Below are 19,636 nucleotides of genomic sequence, written 5' to 3'. Positions count from 1 at the left end.
TTTTTATGAATGCAATAATTGCAAATTGCCTTCGTTTGTTAAACTAAAAGCACAAAAACCTATACTTTTGTTCCGTTTTGTGCCAATTTTTAAAAATGTATAAAGTACTATTTTTATTTTTTTCGCTTTTAGGGTTTTCTTATGCTCAGCAAGTTTCTGAACTTATTAATTGGAGCTTGCAGACCTATAATCCTAACACTAAGTCATATCAGCAAAGTTTTAAAGAAGCTGCAATTGACAATAATAGTGTACCTTTTATTACTAAAACGTATTCTATAAACGGAAATAATGCCAATGTAAGTTTTAATGATTTGCAATTTGAAAAATTTAATAATCAGAATATAGATAAAACGGGCTTAAAATCTAATATTTTTTTTAAAACAGATGTAGTAAGTATTAAGAAAGAAAATTACGCTTCGGTTAGTTTTTGCCCTTTAAGAATAAATCCTATTACAGGAGAAATTGAAAAATTAGTTTCTTATTCTGTAGATGTGCAATCAAATTATACTAACCAGCCTAAAGGAGCAAAATCTACAAAGCCAAATAGTATTTTAGCTTCGGGGAGCTGGTATAAAATAAATGTAGCCAACGATGGTATTTACAAAATAGACCATGAATTTTTAACTACTAATAATATAACAAACGGCAATATTAATTTTAACAGTTTTGGCGTTTTTGGTCAAGCTATGGGATTACTGCCAGAAGCCAATAGTGCATTTAAAGTAGATGATATAGAAGAAATTCAGCTTAAAATAAAAGACCAAAATAATAATGGCGTGTGGGAGCAAGGCGATTATGTGCTGTTTTATGCTAAAGGACCCAATATTTGGCAATATCAAAACTCTACCTATAACTATACTGCCAATTATTTTACCGAAAAAGCGGGATATTTTATTACTACAAATAGAGGTTCGGGAGGTTTTATGCCTACTCAGCAAAGCATAAGTTCTACCTCTTTTACAGCTAACACTTACGATTTTTTAGGCGTTTTTGAAGAAGAAATTAATAATGTAATATATACCGAACTACCGGCAACTATGGGTTCGGGAAGAGAATGGTTTGGTACTAAACTAAATAATTATAACAATACCCAAACGGCTACTATAAATATACCTAATATAAATAGTAGTACCAACGCAAATATTAGTATAAGAGTTTTAGCTCATTCAAGTAGCAATCAATCAAAGTTTACCATTAATAATAATGGTGCATTTTGGGATGATGTTTATACAAACGCAGTAGGCAGTGGCAATTATCCGGACGCAGCTAAAGATGCTTTAAAAAATTACAGTAAAAATTTAAGTTCAACAAATAATTTTGAAATAGTTTTTTCAAGTTCAGACCAACAAGCCACAGGTTTTTTAGATTATATAAAAGTAATAGCTAAAGCAAATATAAATTTGGCAGGCGACCAACTGCTGTTTAGAAATGCAGATGCTTTGGGGCAAAATACGCAATACAATATAGCTAATGCTAATAATGCTACAGAAATATGGGACGTAACAAGAGGCACAGCCATTAAAAAAATAAATGGAACACTTAGTGGCAGTACTTATGCTATAAAAGTAAGTATGGATACGCTAAGAGAATTTGTGGCGGTAAATACTGCTTCGTCTAATTTTTCTACACCAAATTTTGAGGGCAATGTATCTAACCAAAATTTGCATGCTTTAGACCAGCAAGATTTATTTATAATTACCAATAATGACTTTTTAAGCGAAGCCAACCGATTAGCCAATTTTCATAGAGATAATGGATTGACGGTAGCAGTGGTAGATGTTCAAAAAATATTTAACGAATTTTCTTCCGGAGAGCAAGATATAACGGCAATTAGGAATTTCTTTAAAATGTTTTACGACAGAGCTACTAATCAGCAGGATATGCCAAAATATGCTTTGTTTTTTGGCGATGCTTCTTTTGATTATAAAGATAAACTGGGCAAAGGTCAAAATATAGTGCCTACTTATGAAAGTTATAATAGCTTTTCGCAAATAGAATCTTATTGTACAGACGATTATTTTGGATATTTAGATGATAGTGAAGGAGAAAATATAGAAGTAGCCAACAATAGCAATAGACTTGATATAGCCATAGGAAGACTGCCAATAGATGATATTAACCAAGCTAAAGGAGTAGTAGATAAAATTATAAACTACAATACCGCCAATACTATGAAAGATTGGCGAAATAACTTGTGTTTCGTAGCCGATGATGAGGATAATAATTTGCACTTTAATCAAGTGGAGCAGCTAACGGCTTTAACATCTATAGAAGATAAGGATTATTATAATTTTGATAAAATATATTTAGACGCATACACCCAAGAAAATGCTGCCGGTGGCGATAGATACCCTACGGTAAATGATGCTATACTGCGTAAAATAAAAACAGGAGCTTTTTTAATAAACTATACAGGGCACGGTGGTCCTAAAAATTGGTCTCAAGAAAGAGTTTTTAATATAGAAGATATAAGAGCTTTAGATAATATAGATAATTTACCATTATTTATAACTGCTACTTGCGATTTTAGCTCTTATGACGATGTAGATTTCCACTCGGCAGGAGAAAGTTTAATTACCAACGAAAAAGGTGGAGCTATAGCACTATTTACTACTACAAGGGTAGTTTATGCTTATGAAAATTTCTTGATGAATAGTGAAATATTAGATTTCTTATTTCAAGATATAAATGGAAGAAAACCTACGCTTGGAGAAATAATAATGCAAGCTAAAAATACGGCAGCACAATCTACCAATAATAGAAAATTTGTACTGTTAGGAGACCCCGCACTTACTTTAGCTTATCCAAAATATGATGTGATAACTACAAAAGTAAATAGCGTACCCATTAATGTGCAGTTAGACACACTTAAAGCATTAGAAAGAGTAAAAATAGAAGGCGAAGTACATAATTTAGGTGGCAATTTATTGAGCAATTTTAATGGTGTTATTTATCCCACAGTTTTTGATAAAATAGGAGAATATCAAACCAAAGGGCAAGATGTAGGAAATGGAGGAAGCCAAGTGGCTAATTTTGAGTTGAGAAACAAAATATTGTTTAAAGGTAAAGCAAGCGTTATCGGTGGTAAATTTTCTTTTGAGTTTATTGTGCCTAAGGATATAAATTATGCTTTTGACAAAGGAAAAATAACTTATTATGCTCATAATACAGGAGCTACAACAGACGCCCATGGCTACACTTACGATTTTTATGTAGGTGGAACTTCCGACACTATATTAGCCGATGATAAAGGACCCATAGTAGATGTGTATATAAACGATACTACTTTTGCATTTGGAGGTTTAACAGATGAAAAACCAACACTTTTGGTAAAACTTGAAGATATAAGCGGTATAAATACGGTAGGGAATGGAGTAGGGCACGATATAGTAGGTTTACTTAACGAAAATACGCAAGAGCAGTATTTATTAAATGAATTTTACGAAGCCACTTTAGATGATTTTACTAAAGGAAATGTAGAATATCCATTCAATAAGTTAGATGACGGTAGATATAGCGTAAGAGTAAAGGCGTGGGACGTACATAATAATCCCGGTGAAGGATATACAGAATTTGTAGTGGCATCTTCTGCTGAGCTGGCTTTAAAAAATGTATTTAATTACCCCAATCCATTTACCACACATACGTCTTTTATATTTCAGCACAACCGCCCGGGCGAGATGTTAGATGTTAATGTGCAGATATATACCATATCGGGCAAAGTAATAAAAAACATAAACCAAACCGTTATGAGTGAAGGCTATAACGTTAATCCAAATGAGATAACTTGGAATGGATTAGATGATTATGGTGATTTAATTGGTAAAGGTGTGTATATTTACAAAGTAAAAGTAAAAGGAGAAAACGGTTTTTCTGCACAAGAATTTCAAAAATTAGTAATTTTGCGATAACATAATAATATGAAGAAAATAATTTTAAGTATAAGTGCTGTGTTTGTTTCTGTGGTTGGCTTGCTTCAAGCTCAAATACAAAGTAATGACGGCAATACTTTAGCCATAACAACAGCAGTACCTTTTTTAAGAGTAAACCCAGATGCCAGAACAGGAGCTTTAGGAGATGCAGGAATGGGTGTTAGTCCCGATGCAAATGCTGTATTTACAAATACCTCTCGTTTAGCTTTTATTGAAACAGATTTTGGCGTGGCGGTTACTTTTGTGCCTTGGCTTAGAGGTATAGCTACAGATGTTTACATGGCAGATTTAGTGGGCTACTATAAAATAAAAGAAAAACAAACCATTGCAGCATCATTGCGTTACTTTAGCTTAGGTAATATTCAGTTTACCAATGAACTTGGCGAGAATCTTAACCAAGATAGACCAAATGAGTTTTCATTTGATGTAAATTATGCTCGCCAGCTTACTAAGCGTTATAGTTTAGCTATAGGAATGAGATACATTTATTCAAACTTAGGTGCGGTTTCTACCTCTACAGATAAATTTGTAAGCCATGCTTTTGGAGCAGATTTATCTATGTTTCATACCAACCCTTTAAAAGTAAAAAATATAGAAGGAGCTAAAATAAACTGGGGATTGGCATTAACTAATATGGGTAGTAAAATGTCTTACAATAGAAGTGCTTCTTACAAAGATTTTATACCGGCAAATTTTGCAGTAGGAGTGGGGGCAGAGGTGCAAATAGATAAGTATAACAAAGTAAGTATATATACCGATTTCAATAAATTATTAGTGCCTACGCCTATAGCACCAAGTGAATTATATGTTGACCCTAATGCTTCTCAACAAAATAAAGTGATTAAACCAGAATATGATAAAGATGGTAATGGCATACCTGATTATAAAGAAAAATCAAGTGCGGCAGCCATATTTACTTCTTGGGGCGATGCACCGGGAGGTTTTAAAGAAGAAATAAGTGAGTTTACCGTAGGAGTGGGAATGGAATACGAATACAATAAGCTATTTATGGCTCGTTTGGGATATTTTTATGAGCCACCAAGTAAAGGAGCAAGAAGATTTTTATCGGCAGGATTAGGAATTAAATACTCTGTATTTCAGTTAAATTTTGCTTACAATATACCTACATCAAGCCAAAGAAACCCATTAGACAACACCATGCGTTTTACTATGCTGTTTGATTTTGCCAAGAGCAAGAAAGTAGAGCAGGATGTTGTGGCAGAGTAGTAGTTGGTCTGCTATTAAAGTGAGTGGTAAAACCTTCACTACAAATGATATACTGTTTTATCTTTTTAGGGTAATAGCATGACGTACTTTAATCTTGATAGGGTGGGGTGTTACTGCATAATGAAAATATCCATGGTCTTTTATGTTTTTAATCAATAAATTTTAAAATAACGAATAAATGATATAGAAATTATCATTGTTTCAATTCTCGTAAACACAAGTGTTGCAGGATTAAGCATTATTGATTTAATGAAAAAAATCAGTGATAAACTTGATGACTTTCCAAAACAAAAAGAGAAGCTACATCTTTTAGTTTATTCAACATTGGGCATTGATGTAGAAAGAGTTAATGAAATAAAATTCAATTACGAATTAGCAAAAGAATCTTTACGATTTTATAAGTCAGAGGATATTCCCAAGATTAAAAGCTCCTATATTCCAAAAGAAGTTTCCAACGTTAGGTTCTTAAGTAATTTGATAAACTCTAAACCTATTGATTCGGGTGTTGACGAACTCTTACAACCTTATTTAAAAGACAATTAACAGCGAACAAAATGGAAGAAAACCAATCTCAAATAGTTATTTATCAAACAGAAAATGGAGAAACAAAGTTGGACGTTCGTTTTCAGGACGAAACCGTTTGGCTAACCCAAAAATTGATGGCGGAGTTGTTTCAGACTTCTGTTCCCAATATCAATATGCACCTTAAAAACATCTTTGAGGAGGGCGAATTGGAAGAAAATCGAACTATTAAGGAATTCTTAATAGTTCAACAAGAGGGAAACCGAGAGGTAAAACGAAAGCAGGTTTTATATAATCTTGATGCTATCATTTCGGTCGGATACCGTATAAAATCATATATTGCAACCAAATTCAGGCAATGGGCAACCCAACATTTACGAGAATACATTGTAAAAGGGTTTGTTTTAGATGACGAACGCCTGAAAAATCCCGATTTGCCATTTGACTATTTTGAAGAATTAGAAAGACGAATACAAGATATTCGTACTTCCGAAAAACGGTTTTACCGAAAAATCACGGACATTTACGCCACAAGTGTTGATTATGACCCTACTTTGGACATTAGGCATTGATTTTTTCAAAACCGTTCAAAATAAACTGCATTGGGCAATTACAGGACAAACGGTAGCAGAAATTATAAGCGAACGATCCGACAGTTCAAAAAAGAATATGGGCTTGACCACTTGGAGAGGTACTCAAATCCGAAAAACGGATGTTTCCATTGCAAAGAATTATTTGAACGAAGAAGAATTATCCGCTTTGAACAATTTGGTGGAACAATATCTGATTTATGCACAAGGACAAGCACAGCGGAGAGTGCCAATGTATATGAAAAATTGGATTGAAAAATTAAATGGTTTCTTGACACTCAACGACAGGGAAATATTGAACAATGCAGGAAGCATCTCCCACGAATTGGGAAAAGCAAATGCTGAATGCGAATACGAAAAATTCAAAGAAAACCAACAGAAAACAATTGGTAAAGGCGACTTTGAAAAAGCGATTAAAAAGATAGAAAACAAAAAACGGAAATAATGCCAACGCTAAAACCATACAATTACTCACGACTCTTATATTTCCTGACTTGTACCCAATAAATTTAGTGCGTTTTTAAAGTATTGATAATCAGTGTTTTAATATTTTTTTAGGTTATTTTTACCGCACTAAGGCTATTTTTGTGTGATGAAAATAAGGGTTATTACCACCGCATCAAAAGCAAATTATACCAATTTACCCGAATCAATCGCTGATAATAACACCATTATAGAGCGTTATCACGAACTATAAGAGATAGAACAGGATTTTATATCCAAAAACAACTTACAAACACGCCCCATATTCCATTTTTAGGAAGAGCCTATAAAACTACATTACTTATCTGCTTTATGGCATTGGTAGTATCAAAGCATATAGAACTACAAACCAGTATTTCCATTAAAAAATATAAAAAAGTCAGTTACTCAATCATGCAACCAATAAAATCATCAATATAAAAGCTCTTCCAAACGATAAAATGACCAAATTAATAGCCAAAATTCTCTCCGCACTAAAAGGTACAAGTCAGGAGCGATTAAAAAGATAGAAAACAAGAAACGGAAATAATGCAACGCTAAAACCATACAATTACTCACGACTCTTATATTTCAATTATTGGTGTTCGTGAATGCTTCGCATTTGCCAAGTCGCACCAACCGACACACAAATCAAAACTTGGCAAAGGGTATGGGGAGTCCCAAAAGCTGACCACAAATGGAACGGAAAGAAAGATAGTAGAGAACAACTAAGTTTTCGTTGCGTCCAGAGGATGAACAATGAAAACGCAGGTTGATGCGAACAAGTTTACAAGAAAAAATATAGCTTGGCATAAGTATATATTCCTACTAATTTTCAAACTGTTCAAAGGCATCTATTATATCAAGATATACGCCATCAAAACCTGCATTAAGTATCTTTTTTAAATACGAATTGTCATTGCCATAAATAATATTTTGCCATTCATCTTCCCAATATTTTACAACATAATTGCCTTCCCAATTAGGGTTTTCTTTTACTATAAATGAAGGGTTGCCCACCTGCCAGCCTGCTTGCCAGTAGTATCTATAATCTTCCGCTTCTCCTATGCTCATATAGCAAATCAGTAATCGTTTTCCTCCGTTTGCTTTTTGTTTTAATTCTTGTATTTGGTTAGCCGTAAATGTTTCTCCATTGTAGAAGAAATCCATTATTATTATATCATAATTTGTATTTTTTACTTCATCTACAAATTCTTGTTTAGTATTAAAAAGATTATCGGGATTTATTAAATACAAAAAATTTTTTGATTGCTGTAAATCGCTAATTACATCTGAATTTTCTTGGTGTATAGGTGTTGGGTAGTTGGGGATATTATCTAATGCTCTATGGGTAGCGGCAAAAGAAATATATCCGTCAGTATTATTTGTAGCGTATGAATTGTCTATTTTTGAAGGAGTATAACAATAGTCTGTTACCAATATTTTTACCGAACTATTATTTTTAGCCATATCTAAAAAGGTTTGCATCCATTCTTTTTCGTTATTAGGGGTCGCTTGGTCATCTGCATTGTAGCCATAGTTTAAACTTTCCTGCCCTATACCGTCAATAGCATTAATATAATTCATTTCGGGAGAGCCCTCATCATCGCCTGTTGTACTAACAATTTCTGCACCGTTTTGAGGAATGATTATAAAATTCGGTTTTATTCCTTTAGCATAACTACTTATATTTTGAACAAAAGTTCGCATCTCTTGTTTATAGTTTTTATTCTGAGATGTTGACTCCTCTTTTTTGCAAGAAGTGAAACAGATAAGCATACTAATTAATATGAGTATATTACTTAATGTTATATTTATTATTTTCATAAATGTATATTTTAAATGAATAATATGCTTGTTTTATGGCTTGGTTTTTTTGTTGGTAGTATCTAAGTTAGTGTTTTTAAAGATGAAATCAAATTATTTTATTAAATTGTTATTTTTGGAGTAATAATTGGCATAATTTACTTCTTCACTATAAATTTACCACTAATCTTTTGGCGTTGTCTAATTTTTTATGCCAATATGTTTCTACATCTTCTATACCAATGCTTTCAATATTTAACTGCAATGCTCCTTTAGCGGCTAAGTCAAAGGCTTCGGGCAAAATTTCGGTATTTAATATTTTTGTTTCTTCACTTGTCCAAGTGCCTAATCCCGAACCTAAAATTTGTATATCGGTGCTTCTTAAAATAGCGGAGGAAAGATTTATGTTATCGCCTGCCATGGCACCTACTGTTACAAAACGTGTTTGGTGCGTATAATTGCCCTTGCTTTTTAATGCCGATAAAATAAACTCGGCAGGTTTGCCCCACAAATAATCTATTACCACATCTATAGGTGTTTCTTTGTTTATTGCTCTAACTTGTTGCACTATAGAATCGTTATCTGCTTTTAAGTTTATGGTTTTATTTGCTCCCAATGTATAAAGTTCTTCCAAAACATGCTCATTTCTTCCCGTAGCAATAATGTGTTTGGCTCCATACAATTTAGCTAATTGAACGGCTATTTTGCCCGTTACGCCCGTAGCTCCGTTTACTAATACCACATTATTTTGCTTCATTTTAGCTCTAAACCGAAGTGCCAATGCTGCTCCCATTACCGCATTGGGCAAGGCGGCCGCCAAAGCACTATCTAAATTATTGGGTATTGGAACTATACTCTCTTTCTGTACCCACGCCTGCTCTGCTAATATACCATTTTTAGACACAGCGTAAACCCTTGTACCATCTCCCAATGTTCCCACACCGTCCATGCCTACAATTTTTGCTTTGCCGTCATCATAATTCAAAGAATAATGCTTGCCACTGGCTCTTAATTTGTCTAAATTCTTAACAGCTACAGATTTTACTTGTAGCAGTACTTCATTTTCATTTTGTTTTTCGGGCAAAGGGAAATCATTTACCAATTTTGGATTTTCTCCTGCTTTACTTACTACTATTGCTTTCATTATGTATTTTAATTCTTTTATCCTTCCCCATTATAATACTGTTTTCAAATTCAAGGTTGATTTTGGTTAGCTTTCCCAATTTTTAAATTAATCACAATTACCCTCTATATCACAAGCCGGACCTTGGGTAATATTTAATTTGCTCGCAGGATTTTCTTTTCGCCATTCAGCAAAAGACTGCTCTAAAGTATTGGTAAATACTTTTGTTGGTTGTGCTCCGGAAATACCGTATTTCCTGTTAAAAACAAAAAATGGAACACCATTTACGCCAAGCTGTCTGGCTTCTTGAATATCTAATTTCACTTGATATTCATATTCATCTTTTTGCATTGCTTGGTCAATATCTTCCGGCTTAAGCCCAATATCTATACCTAATTCTTTTAAAACGTTTATATTCCCAAAGTCTTTGCCTTCTACAAAATGAGCTTTAAATAGACGTTCTTCTGCTTGTGCTCCTAAACCTTTTTCTTTTGCTTTTTGAATAAGGCGATGTGCTTTTAAGGAATTGGCAACCAATGCCGTATCAAAATTTAGCTCCAATCCTACACTTTTTGCCATTTCTGTTACTTGGCTCATAGATTGTTTGGTTTGCTCTTTACTCATACCTTTTTTTTGAGCAAGATATTCAAGTACATTGGTGTGTGGCATATTTTCGGGAATGGTAGGGTCTAATTGAAAACTTTTCCATTCCACATCAATTTCATTTTTATCTTTAAATTGATGTAAAGCCTCTTCAAAATTTCTTTTGCCAATATAGCAAAAAGGACACATCACATCACTCCATATTTCTATTTTCATTTTTAATTTTTTTTTACAAAGTATCTAATACCGATTAGGAATATATAATAGTCCAATTTCGCCTTCGCTTTATTGTACTAAATATATTGCTCTATCGGCATTTACCATTGTAAAACACAAAATAGATTAGACTATTTTGTGTTAACAATTGGTATAAATTGACAGATTTTTTAAGAAAAAAGTTCCGAATCTTCAGAAAAAAATCGGAACTTTAGTTCTATCCTATCTACTCTTCTAAATAGCCAAATTTGCCTTGGTTAAAATCATTAAACGCCTCTACCAACTCTTGACGGGTGTTCATTACAAACGGACCATGAGCAGCTATAGGTTCATTTATTGGTTCGCCACTTAAAATTAATACTACTGCATTTTCTGTTGCTTCTATGCTAAATTGCTCGCCATCATTTGCCATTAAAGCAAGGTTATCTGACTGTACTTTTTCTGTGTTATTTATAGTTATTTCTCCTTCAAGAACCAACACAGCCGTATTGTAATTTTTAGGAAAATTAAAGGTAGCCTTTCCGCCTTTATTCATTCTGGCATTTAACAAATGAAGCGGGCTAAACGTAGTGGCATTACCTTTTACGCCTTCATATTCTCCGGCTATAACCTCTACAAAACCACCATTATTAGCCAAAGCTACTTTGTTCATACTTGCGTTTTCTATAGCTTGATATTTAGGCGAACTCATTTTGTACTTTGCCGGCAAATTAACCCAAAGTTGCACCATTTGAAACTCGCCACCTTTTTTGCTCCACTCAGTTTCGTGGTATTCTTTGTGCAAAACTCCGCTGGCGGCTGTCATCCATTGTACATCGCCTTCGCTTATTACGCCACCGCCTCCGGCAGAATCATGATGTTCTACTTTTCCTTTGTAAGCTATAGTTACCGTTTCAAAACCGCGGTGCGGATGCACGCCTACGCCTTTTGGTTTGTCGCTTGGCGGAAACGTAAATTTTGAATTATAATCTAACATAATAAACGGACTCATTCTATACATATCTAAGCGTGGATAGCTGGGTATAAAGTTGTGTACTCTAAAGCCATCGCCCACAAAGTGAGGGGCAGTTGGCGTGGCTACCATTTCTACATTTCTTGTTTTCATTTTTTACTCCTTTTTTATTTTATAATGCAAAATTACGATGCTTAAAAATACGGTGCATTGATGTATGGTAAGTTCGTAGCTATAACAATCCAATATTGGCTTCCTCCTTAAAAAAGATGGATAGTTATTCAAGGAAATGAGATTGCGAAAAAAATTATGACGGAGGAATAATTTTTTTCGCAATGACGTCTTACTGTGACTATTACCCTGTCAGGGTCAAAGGCTACGCCAAAGACCCTGACAGGGTTAAACTCAAATAAGATTTGATATAAATTTCAAGTAAAATATTTGTTTCCCAATTGGGAAATTTTTATCTTTGATGAAAATTATGAATGAAGCCAAACTTTGACATAGAATTATTGCCCGAAGCAGTTGAGTTTTTAGAGAATCTTGATGATAAAACAAGAGAAAAAGTTTACTATAATATCAAGAAAGCTCAATTTGTGAACGATAATGAACTTTTCAAAAAATTAAACGACTTCATTTGGGAATTTAGGACTTTGTATAAAAGTAAAGCGCATCGGCTTTTTTCGTTTTGGGACAAAACAGGGGGCAAAGAAACTTTGGTAGTGGCAACACACGGAATTTTGAAAAAGACACAAAAAACGCCATCAAAGGAAATTAAGAAAGCCGAAGAAATAAGAAAGCAATATTTTGAAAATAAGACAAAAAATAATTAGTTATGGCAACAAATAAATTTAAAACCGTTTCGCTTGATACAATGATAGACAAACACATTGGTAAGCGAGGCACTAAAAAACGTGAAGCGTTTGAAAACGAGTTGAGAATAGACTTGTTAGGACAAGCCATTAAACAAGCAAGACAAGAACGCAATTTGACACAAGAACAATTAGGCAACCTTGTTGGTGTACAAAAAGCTCAAATTTCTAAAATTGAGAATAGCGTTAAGAACGCAAGATTTGAAACAATTTTGAAAGTGTTTGAAGCATTAGGTGCTAAAGTAAATTTCAATGTTGAACTCAATCATAAGAAATTAGCAATATAACAAATATACCGAACGCAGTTAGTAGGTGGTTGCTATCAATATATATCTTTTTGCAGTTCATAATTTCCCTTCAACCGCCATACAACAAAATGCAATTATCAAGCTCCTTTCTCATTGGCAAACTGTAGTCCCGTAGATTGCTTCACTCCGTTCGCAAAGACGAACCGAAACGAGTACGTCCTTGTGTTACTGTATTCGTGCCTCTTTTGTAAATTAGTCTATCAATCCAATAAACTTGCCTGCCCAATAGCAGGAGTAAAAATCTTTATCTTTAGTATATTGTTGGGTATCATCTCCGCCTTGCTCTATACCCGTGCCGGGATCTAATGCTACATTATGTCCTAAATTGTTTATTTCATACAACTGAATTTGAGGCATATTAGCCGAATTAAAATACTGAATATCTCTCACTTCGGCATTGTAGCTTGAGGAAGTTCTATTTTGCAAATCTATATTTAAAATATCACTCCATTGATCCACAATTTCTAATGCATTTTGATAATTTACCACATTATCGTCTGTGCCATGTACTACACTTAAAACAGGAAACGAACCTGAATAAGCAGGATTTTGAGCTCGCACTAAATCGCCCCACTGTTCTGGCGTTTTATCTATTTCGCCTTTTGATGCGGGTATAGATTCGTAAATATTAGTGGCAGCTTTATATGGAACGCCAGCCATTACTATTGCTCCTTTAAATGTTTGAGGATAGCAACTTACCATTGCCATAGTCATAGCTCCTCCTGCCGATAACCCCGTTATATAAATTTGAGAAGTATTTATACTTTTGGTGGCAACTAATTTGTTTATCATATCATTTATTGACGACACTTCGCCTTGATTTTTATTAATATCTCCTTCTAAAAACCAATTAAAACATTTGGTGGCATTGTTTATTGTTTTTTGCTCGGGGTACAATACGTAAAAGCCATACCTGTCTGCCAGCTCGTCCCAACCTGTACACAAAGACATTTCTAAAGCATTTTGAGTGCAGCCATGCAAAGCTACTAACAAAGGAGCATTACTTTGCACATTTTCCGGTTCATAAAAATAAGCATTGAGGTTTCCTTTGTTGCTTCCAAAATTAGAAAACTCTTGTAAGCCTGCTTTTTCATATTTTTTTTTGCACTGATTAAAAGATACCAATAAAACAAGCAATAAAATGTAATAATGAGATTTCATAAGATAAATTGTAATATAAAATTACAAAAAAAGTCCGTAGAAAAGAAATTCCTACGGACTTTATATACCAACACAGTGTATTGGTATTACCAAACCAAACTATATTTTAACGAAACTGTTTAGTTTCTATTATTATTTTACTACTTCAAATTGGTTAGAAGTATTTTTAACACCACCTGCTTTCAATGCTTTATCTCCGGCAAAAAATTCTTTATGGTCATCGCCTAAATCTGAACCTGCCATACGCTGGTGTTTAACGCAAGCAACGCCTTTTCTAATTTCTTGACGCTGAACACCACCTACATAAGCTAACATACCTTCTTCTCCAAAGTATCCTTCAGAAAGATCGTTCATGTGCAATGCCGTTGTATGATAAGTTGGCAGTGTAATTAAGTGATGGAAAATTCCCGCATGTTTAGACGAATCTTTTTGGAAAGTTCTAATTCTTTCGTCTGCTTCTTTAGCCAACTCAGAATTATCGTATTTCACATTCATTAAGTTGTTTACATCATATTCAGAAAGGTCTTTTCCTGCTGCTTCCCAACGCTTATATGCTTGCTTACGGAAATTTAATGTCCAGTTAAATGATGGAGAATTATTGTAAACTAATTTTGCATTAGGCACTTGTTCTCTAACTCTATTAATCATTGTAGCTATTGCATCTATATCCGGAGTAGGCGTTTCTATCCAAAGTAAATCTGCTCCGTGTTGCAAACTTGTTACACAATCTAAAACTACTCTGTCTATATTTGTACCTGCTCTAAAACTATATAAACCATTAGGCAAACGTACCGGACGAACTAATTTTCCATTGCGTTTTAATAATACATCATTATCATTTACTTCGTCAATACTTACTTCTTCGGCATCTACAAAATCTAAATATTGAGAAGCTAAATCGCCAGGCATGGTAGATACCGGTAATTTTTGTGTTAAACTGGCACCTTCAGAATCGGTACGAGCTACTATAATTCCATCTTCTACACCTAACTCTAAAAATGCGTAACGTACGGCATTTAGTTTTGCAATAAAATCTTCATGAGGAACGGTTACTTTACCGTCTTGGTGTCCACATTGCTTAGCATCAGATACTTGATTTTCTATTTGAATGGCACAAGCACCCGCTTCTATCATTTTTTTAGCTAATAAATAGGTAGCTTCTTCATTTCCAAAACCCGCATCAATATCAGCAATAATAGGCACTACATGCGTTTCAAAATTATCAATTAAATCTTGTACGTCTTCTCCTGCTGCTTTTCTACGAAATAAATCATTTAATTCAGTAGCATCTGCTTGTTTTAAGAAATTATATATTTCTTCAATTAAAGAAGGTACTGCTGTTTTTTCGTGCATTGATTGGTCTGGTAAAGGACCAAATTCTGACCTTAAAGCCGCTACCATCCAACCCGATAAATAGATGTATCTTTTTTTGGTAGTTTTATGGTGCTTTTTTACGGCAATCATAGTTTGCTGAGCAATAAAGCCATGCCATGCACCTAAAGATTGTGTATATTTTGTGCTGTCTGCATCGTACTCTGCCATATCTTTACGCATAATAGCTGCGGTATATTTTGCTATATCTACGCCTGTTTTAAAACGGTTTTGAGCATACATGCGTGCTGCATATTCCGGTTTAATTTCTCCCCAAGTATTTCCATACTTCGCTTTAAGTTTTTGAACGGTTTCTAATGCCGAAACATAATTATTTTGTAAATTTTTCATGTTTTTTATCTAATGTTTAATAATATTTTTTGTTTTAAAATGCTTTTTTAATTAGTCTAATAATTGGTAGGCAGGCAGGGTTAAAAATTCTGCAAAATCTTCAGTTGAAATTAGTTTATCAAATAATGCTACCGCTTCTTTAAATTTTCCGTTTTTATAGGCTTCGCTTCCTACATATTTTTCTATTTTTTCTAATTCTTCAGGCAAAAATTCTTTATACAAATCATAAGTAATGGTTCTGCCATCATCTAATTTTGAATTGTATTTTATCCATTGCCAAACTTGTGTTCTTGAAATTTCTGCTGTAGCGGCATCTTCCATTAAATTGTAAATTGCTGCTGCTCCTACGCCACGCAACCAGCTTTCTATATACAAAATACCTACATTTATATTTAGTCTTAAACCATTTTCAGTAATTGTTCCTTTTGGTACTTCTATTAAATTTTGAGCTGATACATTTACATCTTCTCTTAGTTTATCCAACTGGTTTGCATTGGGCATATATTCATCAAAAACATCCATGGCTACTTTTACTAATCCCGGATGGGCTACCCATGTTCCATCATGTCCGTCTTTGGCTTCTCTAAGCTTATCTTGGCGTACTTTTTCTATAGCTGCATTATTGGCTATTTCATCATTTTTAATAGGAATTTGAGCAGCCATACCGCCCATAGCATGCACGCCACGCTTATGACAAGTTTTTATTACTAAATGAGAATATGCTTTCATAAAAGGTACGGTCATGCCTACTTGGCTTCTATCGGGCATAACAAAACCTTCTACATTTCTAAACCGCTTGATGTAAGAGAAAATATAATCCCAACGACCACAGTTTAAACCCGATGAGTGTTCTCTTAGCTCGTATAAAATTTCGTTTAGTTCAAATGAAGCTAAAATTGTTTCTACTAAAACAGTAGCTTTTATAGTTCCTTGCGGTATTCCTATATAATCTTGTGCAAAAACAAAAACATCATTCCACAAGCGAGCTTCTAAATGGCTTTCTAATTTGGGTAAATAAAAATATGGTCCACTGCCTTTTTCTATTAAAGTTTTAGCATTGTGAAAGAAATATAAGCCAAAATCAAATAGCGAGCCACTTAAAACTTCTCCGTTAAAAGTTACATGCTTTTCGTTTAAATGCCATCCTCTTGGGCGAACCAATAAAGTAGCCACTTTATCATTTAGTTTATATGTTTTATCTTTTGCAGGATGCTTATAAGTTATAGTTCCTAAATTGGCATCACGCAAGTTTATTTGTCCTTCTATATTGTTTTCCCACGAAGGAGCATTGCTATCTTCAAAATCTGCCATAAACATTTTAGCACCGGAGTTTAAGGCATTAATTACCATTTTCCTATCTACTGGACCGGTTATTTCCACTCGTCTATCTAATAAATCTTTTGGCTGCGGAGCACATTTCCAGTTTCCTTCTCTTATTTCTTTAGTTTCCGGCAAGAAATCGGGCATTTTACCATTGTCAATTTCATGCTGACGCACTTCACGTTGTTTTAACAAGTCTAATCTTCTGGCGTTAAATTTTTCTTGTAAGGCGGCTACAAATTCTAAAGCATCATCTGTAAGTATCTCTTTATAAGCTTCAGATACTTTAGCGTTAATAGTTATATTTTGAGTTTTTTGCATAATAAAATTTGTTTCGTAACAAAAATAAGGAAAAGAATTGGTTTTTAGCGAAATTTCGCTAATTATTTTTATTAACAATTTATATACAATGGTAAATGCCTTTTGTTTAGTACATTTAGTTCAATATTGGCTTCCGCCTTACGGGTTTATTATTTATTTGCAAACGGTATAATTATGATAATTCAATAATATTTTGTAACTTAAAGGCTGTTTATTTTTTTAAACCTAAAACACTAAGTAAATGATAGTATTTTCAAAAAAGACAGAAAGATTTATAAACTATGTGAGTAGTCAATTTGATAAACACTACTCTACGAGTAAAAACTATATGCCTATTAAGGGATTAGTTAAAGCTAAATTATATTTTGAAGAGCCTAATGAAGGCAATGTAAAATTTGTAATAGACAAAGATGAATTGCCGGAAGATAAAATTGCTCCCGAAATTTATGAATTGCTCCCGGAAAAAATGTACTATACTAAGTAGTATTAAGATGTGAGGTAATTTTAGATTTTTCTGTAAGAAGTAAATTCTATTGTTGTGAGCATATTTTTTTCCAATGGGTCATAACCCATTGTAGTATTAACATTATCTCGTGTGATGACTTTAGTCGTAGCACAAAGCATAAAAAAATCCGAAGCAATTTTGCTTCGGATTTTTTTATCTAATTGTCTATCTGTCTATACTTTCACAGTCTAGAAAGGATAAGTATTGCTTTCTATTATTGCTTTTGCTACTCTTTTACGAGCTTCTGTAGTGTTATAAGCTTCAAATTTAGTAAAGCGTTTTAGACCCATTAACATCATAGTTAGCATATCGCCTTCGGCAAATGCCATAATTGCATGGCGACCATGTGTGTTGATTCTTTCTAAAGTATCACTCACTAATGTTCTTGCCATATCAGCATGTAAGCTTACTGCTTCTTCGCCTTTCATACTTGCTAATTTTTGAACTCTTAATATGGTAGATTCTGCTACAAATGTTTCTATTAACATATCAGCTACTTCCATCAATATCATTTGCTCTCTATCTAACTTTTGCATGTATTTTTGAGCAGCAGCTCCGGCAGCCATCAGTATCGCTTTCTTAGCTTTTTGTATAGCTTCCATTTCTTTTTCTAAAAAGCCCGTAGGTGCATCGTCAAATGACGGAATACCCATTAATTCTTCTTGCACCGCCATAGCCGGTTTCATAATATCTAACTGACCTTTCATAGCTCTTTTAAGTATAGTGCCTACGGCTAAAAGTCTGTTAATTTCGTTTGTACCTTCAAAAATTCTGTTGATACGGCTATCTCTATAAGCTCTACATGCCTGTGTTTCTTCAGAAAAACCCATACCTCCGTGTATCTGCACATTTTCATCTGCTGTAAAATCTCCCGCTTCTGAGCCATATACCTTTAGTATGGCAGCTTCTATGCTATACTCATCTGCAGCTGCTAATTTTGCCTCTACAGGGTCCATGCCTTCTGCTACTAAACCGTTTATTTTATCTTCTATTAATCCCGAAGTTCTATAAACAGCACTTTCGTTAGCATAGGTTCTTATAGCCATTTCAGCCAATTTGTATTGTATAGCTCCAAATTTAGAAATAGGTAAACCGAATTGTTCTCTTTCGTTGGCATATTTTACGGCATCTCTTACGCCTTCTTTACAACCACCTACGGCTAATAATCCTAATTTATAACGACCAATGTTTAATACATTAAATGCTATTTTGTGTCCTTTTCCTATTTCACCCAATACATTTTCTCGTGGTATTCTTACACCTTCAAAGAAAATTTGACGTGTAGATGAACCATTGATACCCATTTTATGCTCTTCGGCATTTAAACGGATATTATCTAAATGTGCAGGAATAATAAAACCTGTAAAACCACTGGCATCTAATCGGCTATCTTCTTCTACTTGAGCAAATACGGTAAATAAATCGGCAAATCCTGCATTGGTAATCCACATTTTTTGTCCTGTTACTATCCACTCTTTTCCGTCTTCGCTAAGCACTGCTTTTGTTTTAGCTCCTAAAGCGTCTGAACCTGAACCTGGCTCTGTTAAACAGTAAGATGCTTTTGCTTCGCCACTGGCTAATTTTGGCAACCACTCTTGTTTTTGAGTTTCATTGCCATAATATAAAATAGGTAATGTTCCTATTCCTATATGGGCAGTAAAAGCTACACTCCACGACTGTGCTCTACCAAAATGTTCCATAACTAAAGAATCAGAGTTGAAATCTAATCCCATTCCTCCGTACTGCTCCGGCACACCTGTACCTAACAAGCCTTGCTCTCCTGCTTCGTTAAGCAATTCAATTACTTTAGCGTAATCTTTATGCTCAATGTCGTCATAGTTTGGAGCAACTCTTTTGTTAATAAACTCATCCGCCATTGCAGAAAAAGCGGCTTGATCTTCTGTCTTTTCTTCAGGAATAAAAATGTCCTGTGGGTTAGTTTCTTTAATTAAAAACTCTCCTCCTTTTAATACTGTTTTTGTCATTTTTTTTTA

At 34.1% G+C, this 19,636-nt stretch carries 14 protein-coding genes and 1 pseudogene; 7 read left to right on the top strand and 8 right to left on the bottom strand.

What is annotated here, in order from left to right:
* Positions 1 to 95: 95 nt before the first annotated feature.
* The 4 genes and pseudogenes from porU (at position 96) to H6578_09810 (ending at position 6,716) form a co-directional block, all read left to right on the top strand.
* A complete protein-coding gene (gene porU / locus H6578_09825) occupies positions 96 to 3,911 on the top strand; it encodes a type IX secretion system sortase PorU (GenBank protein MCB9227450.1) in 3,816 nt (1,271 codons plus the stop codon).
* Between the two features lie 9 nt (positions 3,912 to 3,920).
* Positions 3,921 to 5,159, top strand: a complete 1,239-nt coding sequence (gene porV, locus H6578_09820; protein ID MCB9227449.1) for a type IX secretion system outer membrane channel protein PorV — start codon at positions 3,921 to 3,923, stop codon at positions 5,157 to 5,159.
* Between the two features lie 174 nt (positions 5,160 to 5,333).
* On the top strand, positions 5,334 to 5,702 hold the full coding sequence (locus tag H6578_09815) for a PD-(D/E)XK motif protein (GenBank protein ID MCB9227448.1): 369 nt from the start codon (positions 5,334 to 5,336) through the stop codon (positions 5,700 to 5,702).
* Positions 5,703 to 5,713: 11 nt separating this feature from the next.
* Positions 5,714 to 6,716: pseudogene (locus H6578_09810) on the top strand (virulence RhuM family protein).
* An 845-nt stretch (positions 6,717 to 7,561) separates the two neighbouring features.
* On the opposite strand, the gene H6578_09805 reads toward H6578_09810, so the two are convergent.
* The 4 genes from H6578_09805 to H6578_09790 form a co-directional block, all read right to left on the bottom strand.
* A complete protein-coding gene (locus H6578_09805; protein MCB9227447.1) occupies positions 7,562 to 8,560 on the bottom strand; it encodes an endo alpha-1,4 polygalactosaminidase in 999 nt (332 codons plus the stop codon).
* Between the two features lie 148 nt (positions 8,561 to 8,708).
* Entirely contained in the window at positions 8,709 to 9,683 is a 975-nt protein-coding gene (locus H6578_09800; GenBank protein MCB9227446.1) for a zinc-binding alcohol dehydrogenase family protein, read from the bottom strand.
* 87 nt (positions 9,684 to 9,770) lie between these two features.
* A complete protein-coding gene (locus H6578_09795; protein MCB9227445.1) occupies positions 9,771 to 10,481 on the bottom strand; it encodes a DsbA family oxidoreductase in 711 nt (236 codons plus the stop codon).
* Positions 10,482 to 10,707: 226 nt separating this feature from the next.
* Entirely contained in the window at positions 10,708 to 11,586 is an 879-nt protein-coding gene (locus tag H6578_09790) for a pirin family protein (protein MCB9227444.1), read from the bottom strand.
* Between the two features lie 332 nt (positions 11,587 to 11,918).
* Between H6578_09790 and H6578_09785 the strand changes: the two genes are divergently transcribed.
* On the top strand, positions 11,919 to 12,266 hold the full coding sequence (locus tag H6578_09785; protein ID MCB9227443.1) for a type II toxin-antitoxin system RelE/ParE family toxin: 348 nt from the start codon (positions 11,919 to 11,921) through the stop codon (positions 12,264 to 12,266).
* A 2-nt stretch (positions 12,267 to 12,268) separates the two neighbouring features.
* On the top strand, positions 12,269 to 12,592 hold the full coding sequence (locus tag H6578_09780; GenBank protein ID MCB9227442.1) for a helix-turn-helix transcriptional regulator: 324 nt from the start codon (positions 12,269 to 12,271) through the stop codon (positions 12,590 to 12,592).
* 213 nt (positions 12,593 to 12,805) lie between these two features.
* On the opposite strand, the gene H6578_09775 is transcribed toward H6578_09780, so the two are convergent.
* From H6578_09775 to aceB, 3 genes are all read right to left on the bottom strand, one after another.
* Complete coding sequence (locus tag H6578_09775) at positions 12,806 to 13,774, bottom strand: PHB depolymerase family esterase (GenBank protein MCB9227441.1); 969 nt, start codon at positions 13,772 to 13,774, stop codon at positions 12,806 to 12,808.
* 132 nt (positions 13,775 to 13,906) lie between these two features.
* The gene (locus H6578_09770; protein MCB9227440.1) at positions 13,907 to 15,496 is read right to left on the bottom strand and encodes an isocitrate lyase; all 1,590 of its coding nucleotides are present in this window, start codon (positions 15,494 to 15,496) and stop codon (positions 13,907 to 13,909) included.
* A 51-nt stretch (positions 15,497 to 15,547) separates the two neighbouring features.
* Positions 15,548 to 17,140: a malate synthase A gene (aceB, locus tag H6578_09765; protein ID MCB9227439.1), complete on the bottom strand. Its 1,593-nt coding sequence runs from the start codon at positions 17,138 to 17,140 to the stop codon at positions 15,548 to 15,550.
* 238 nt (positions 17,141 to 17,378) lie between these two features.
* Here aceB and H6578_09760 point away from each other — a divergent pair, with 238 nt between their 5' ends.
* Positions 17,379 to 17,621, top strand: a complete 243-nt coding sequence (locus tag H6578_09760) for a hypothetical protein (protein ID MCB9227438.1) — start codon at positions 17,379 to 17,381, stop codon at positions 17,619 to 17,621.
* 209 nt (positions 17,622 to 17,830) lie between these two features.
* Here the strand turns inward: H6578_09760 and H6578_09755 are convergent, their stop codons facing one another.
* Positions 17,831 to 19,627, bottom strand: a complete 1,797-nt coding sequence (locus H6578_09755; protein MCB9227437.1) for an acyl-CoA dehydrogenase family protein — start codon at positions 19,625 to 19,627, stop codon at positions 17,831 to 17,833.
* Between the last annotated feature and the right edge of the window lie 9 nt (positions 19,628 to 19,636).

The organism is Chitinophagales bacterium, assembly GCA_020635995.1.
In the GTDB taxonomy this organism is placed as follows: Bacteria; Bacteroidota; Bacteroidia; order Chitinophagales; family UBA8649; genus JAFMKE01.
Note: the sequence above shows the minus strand (reverse complement) of the source record. Positions and strands in the feature narration are given on the sequence as shown.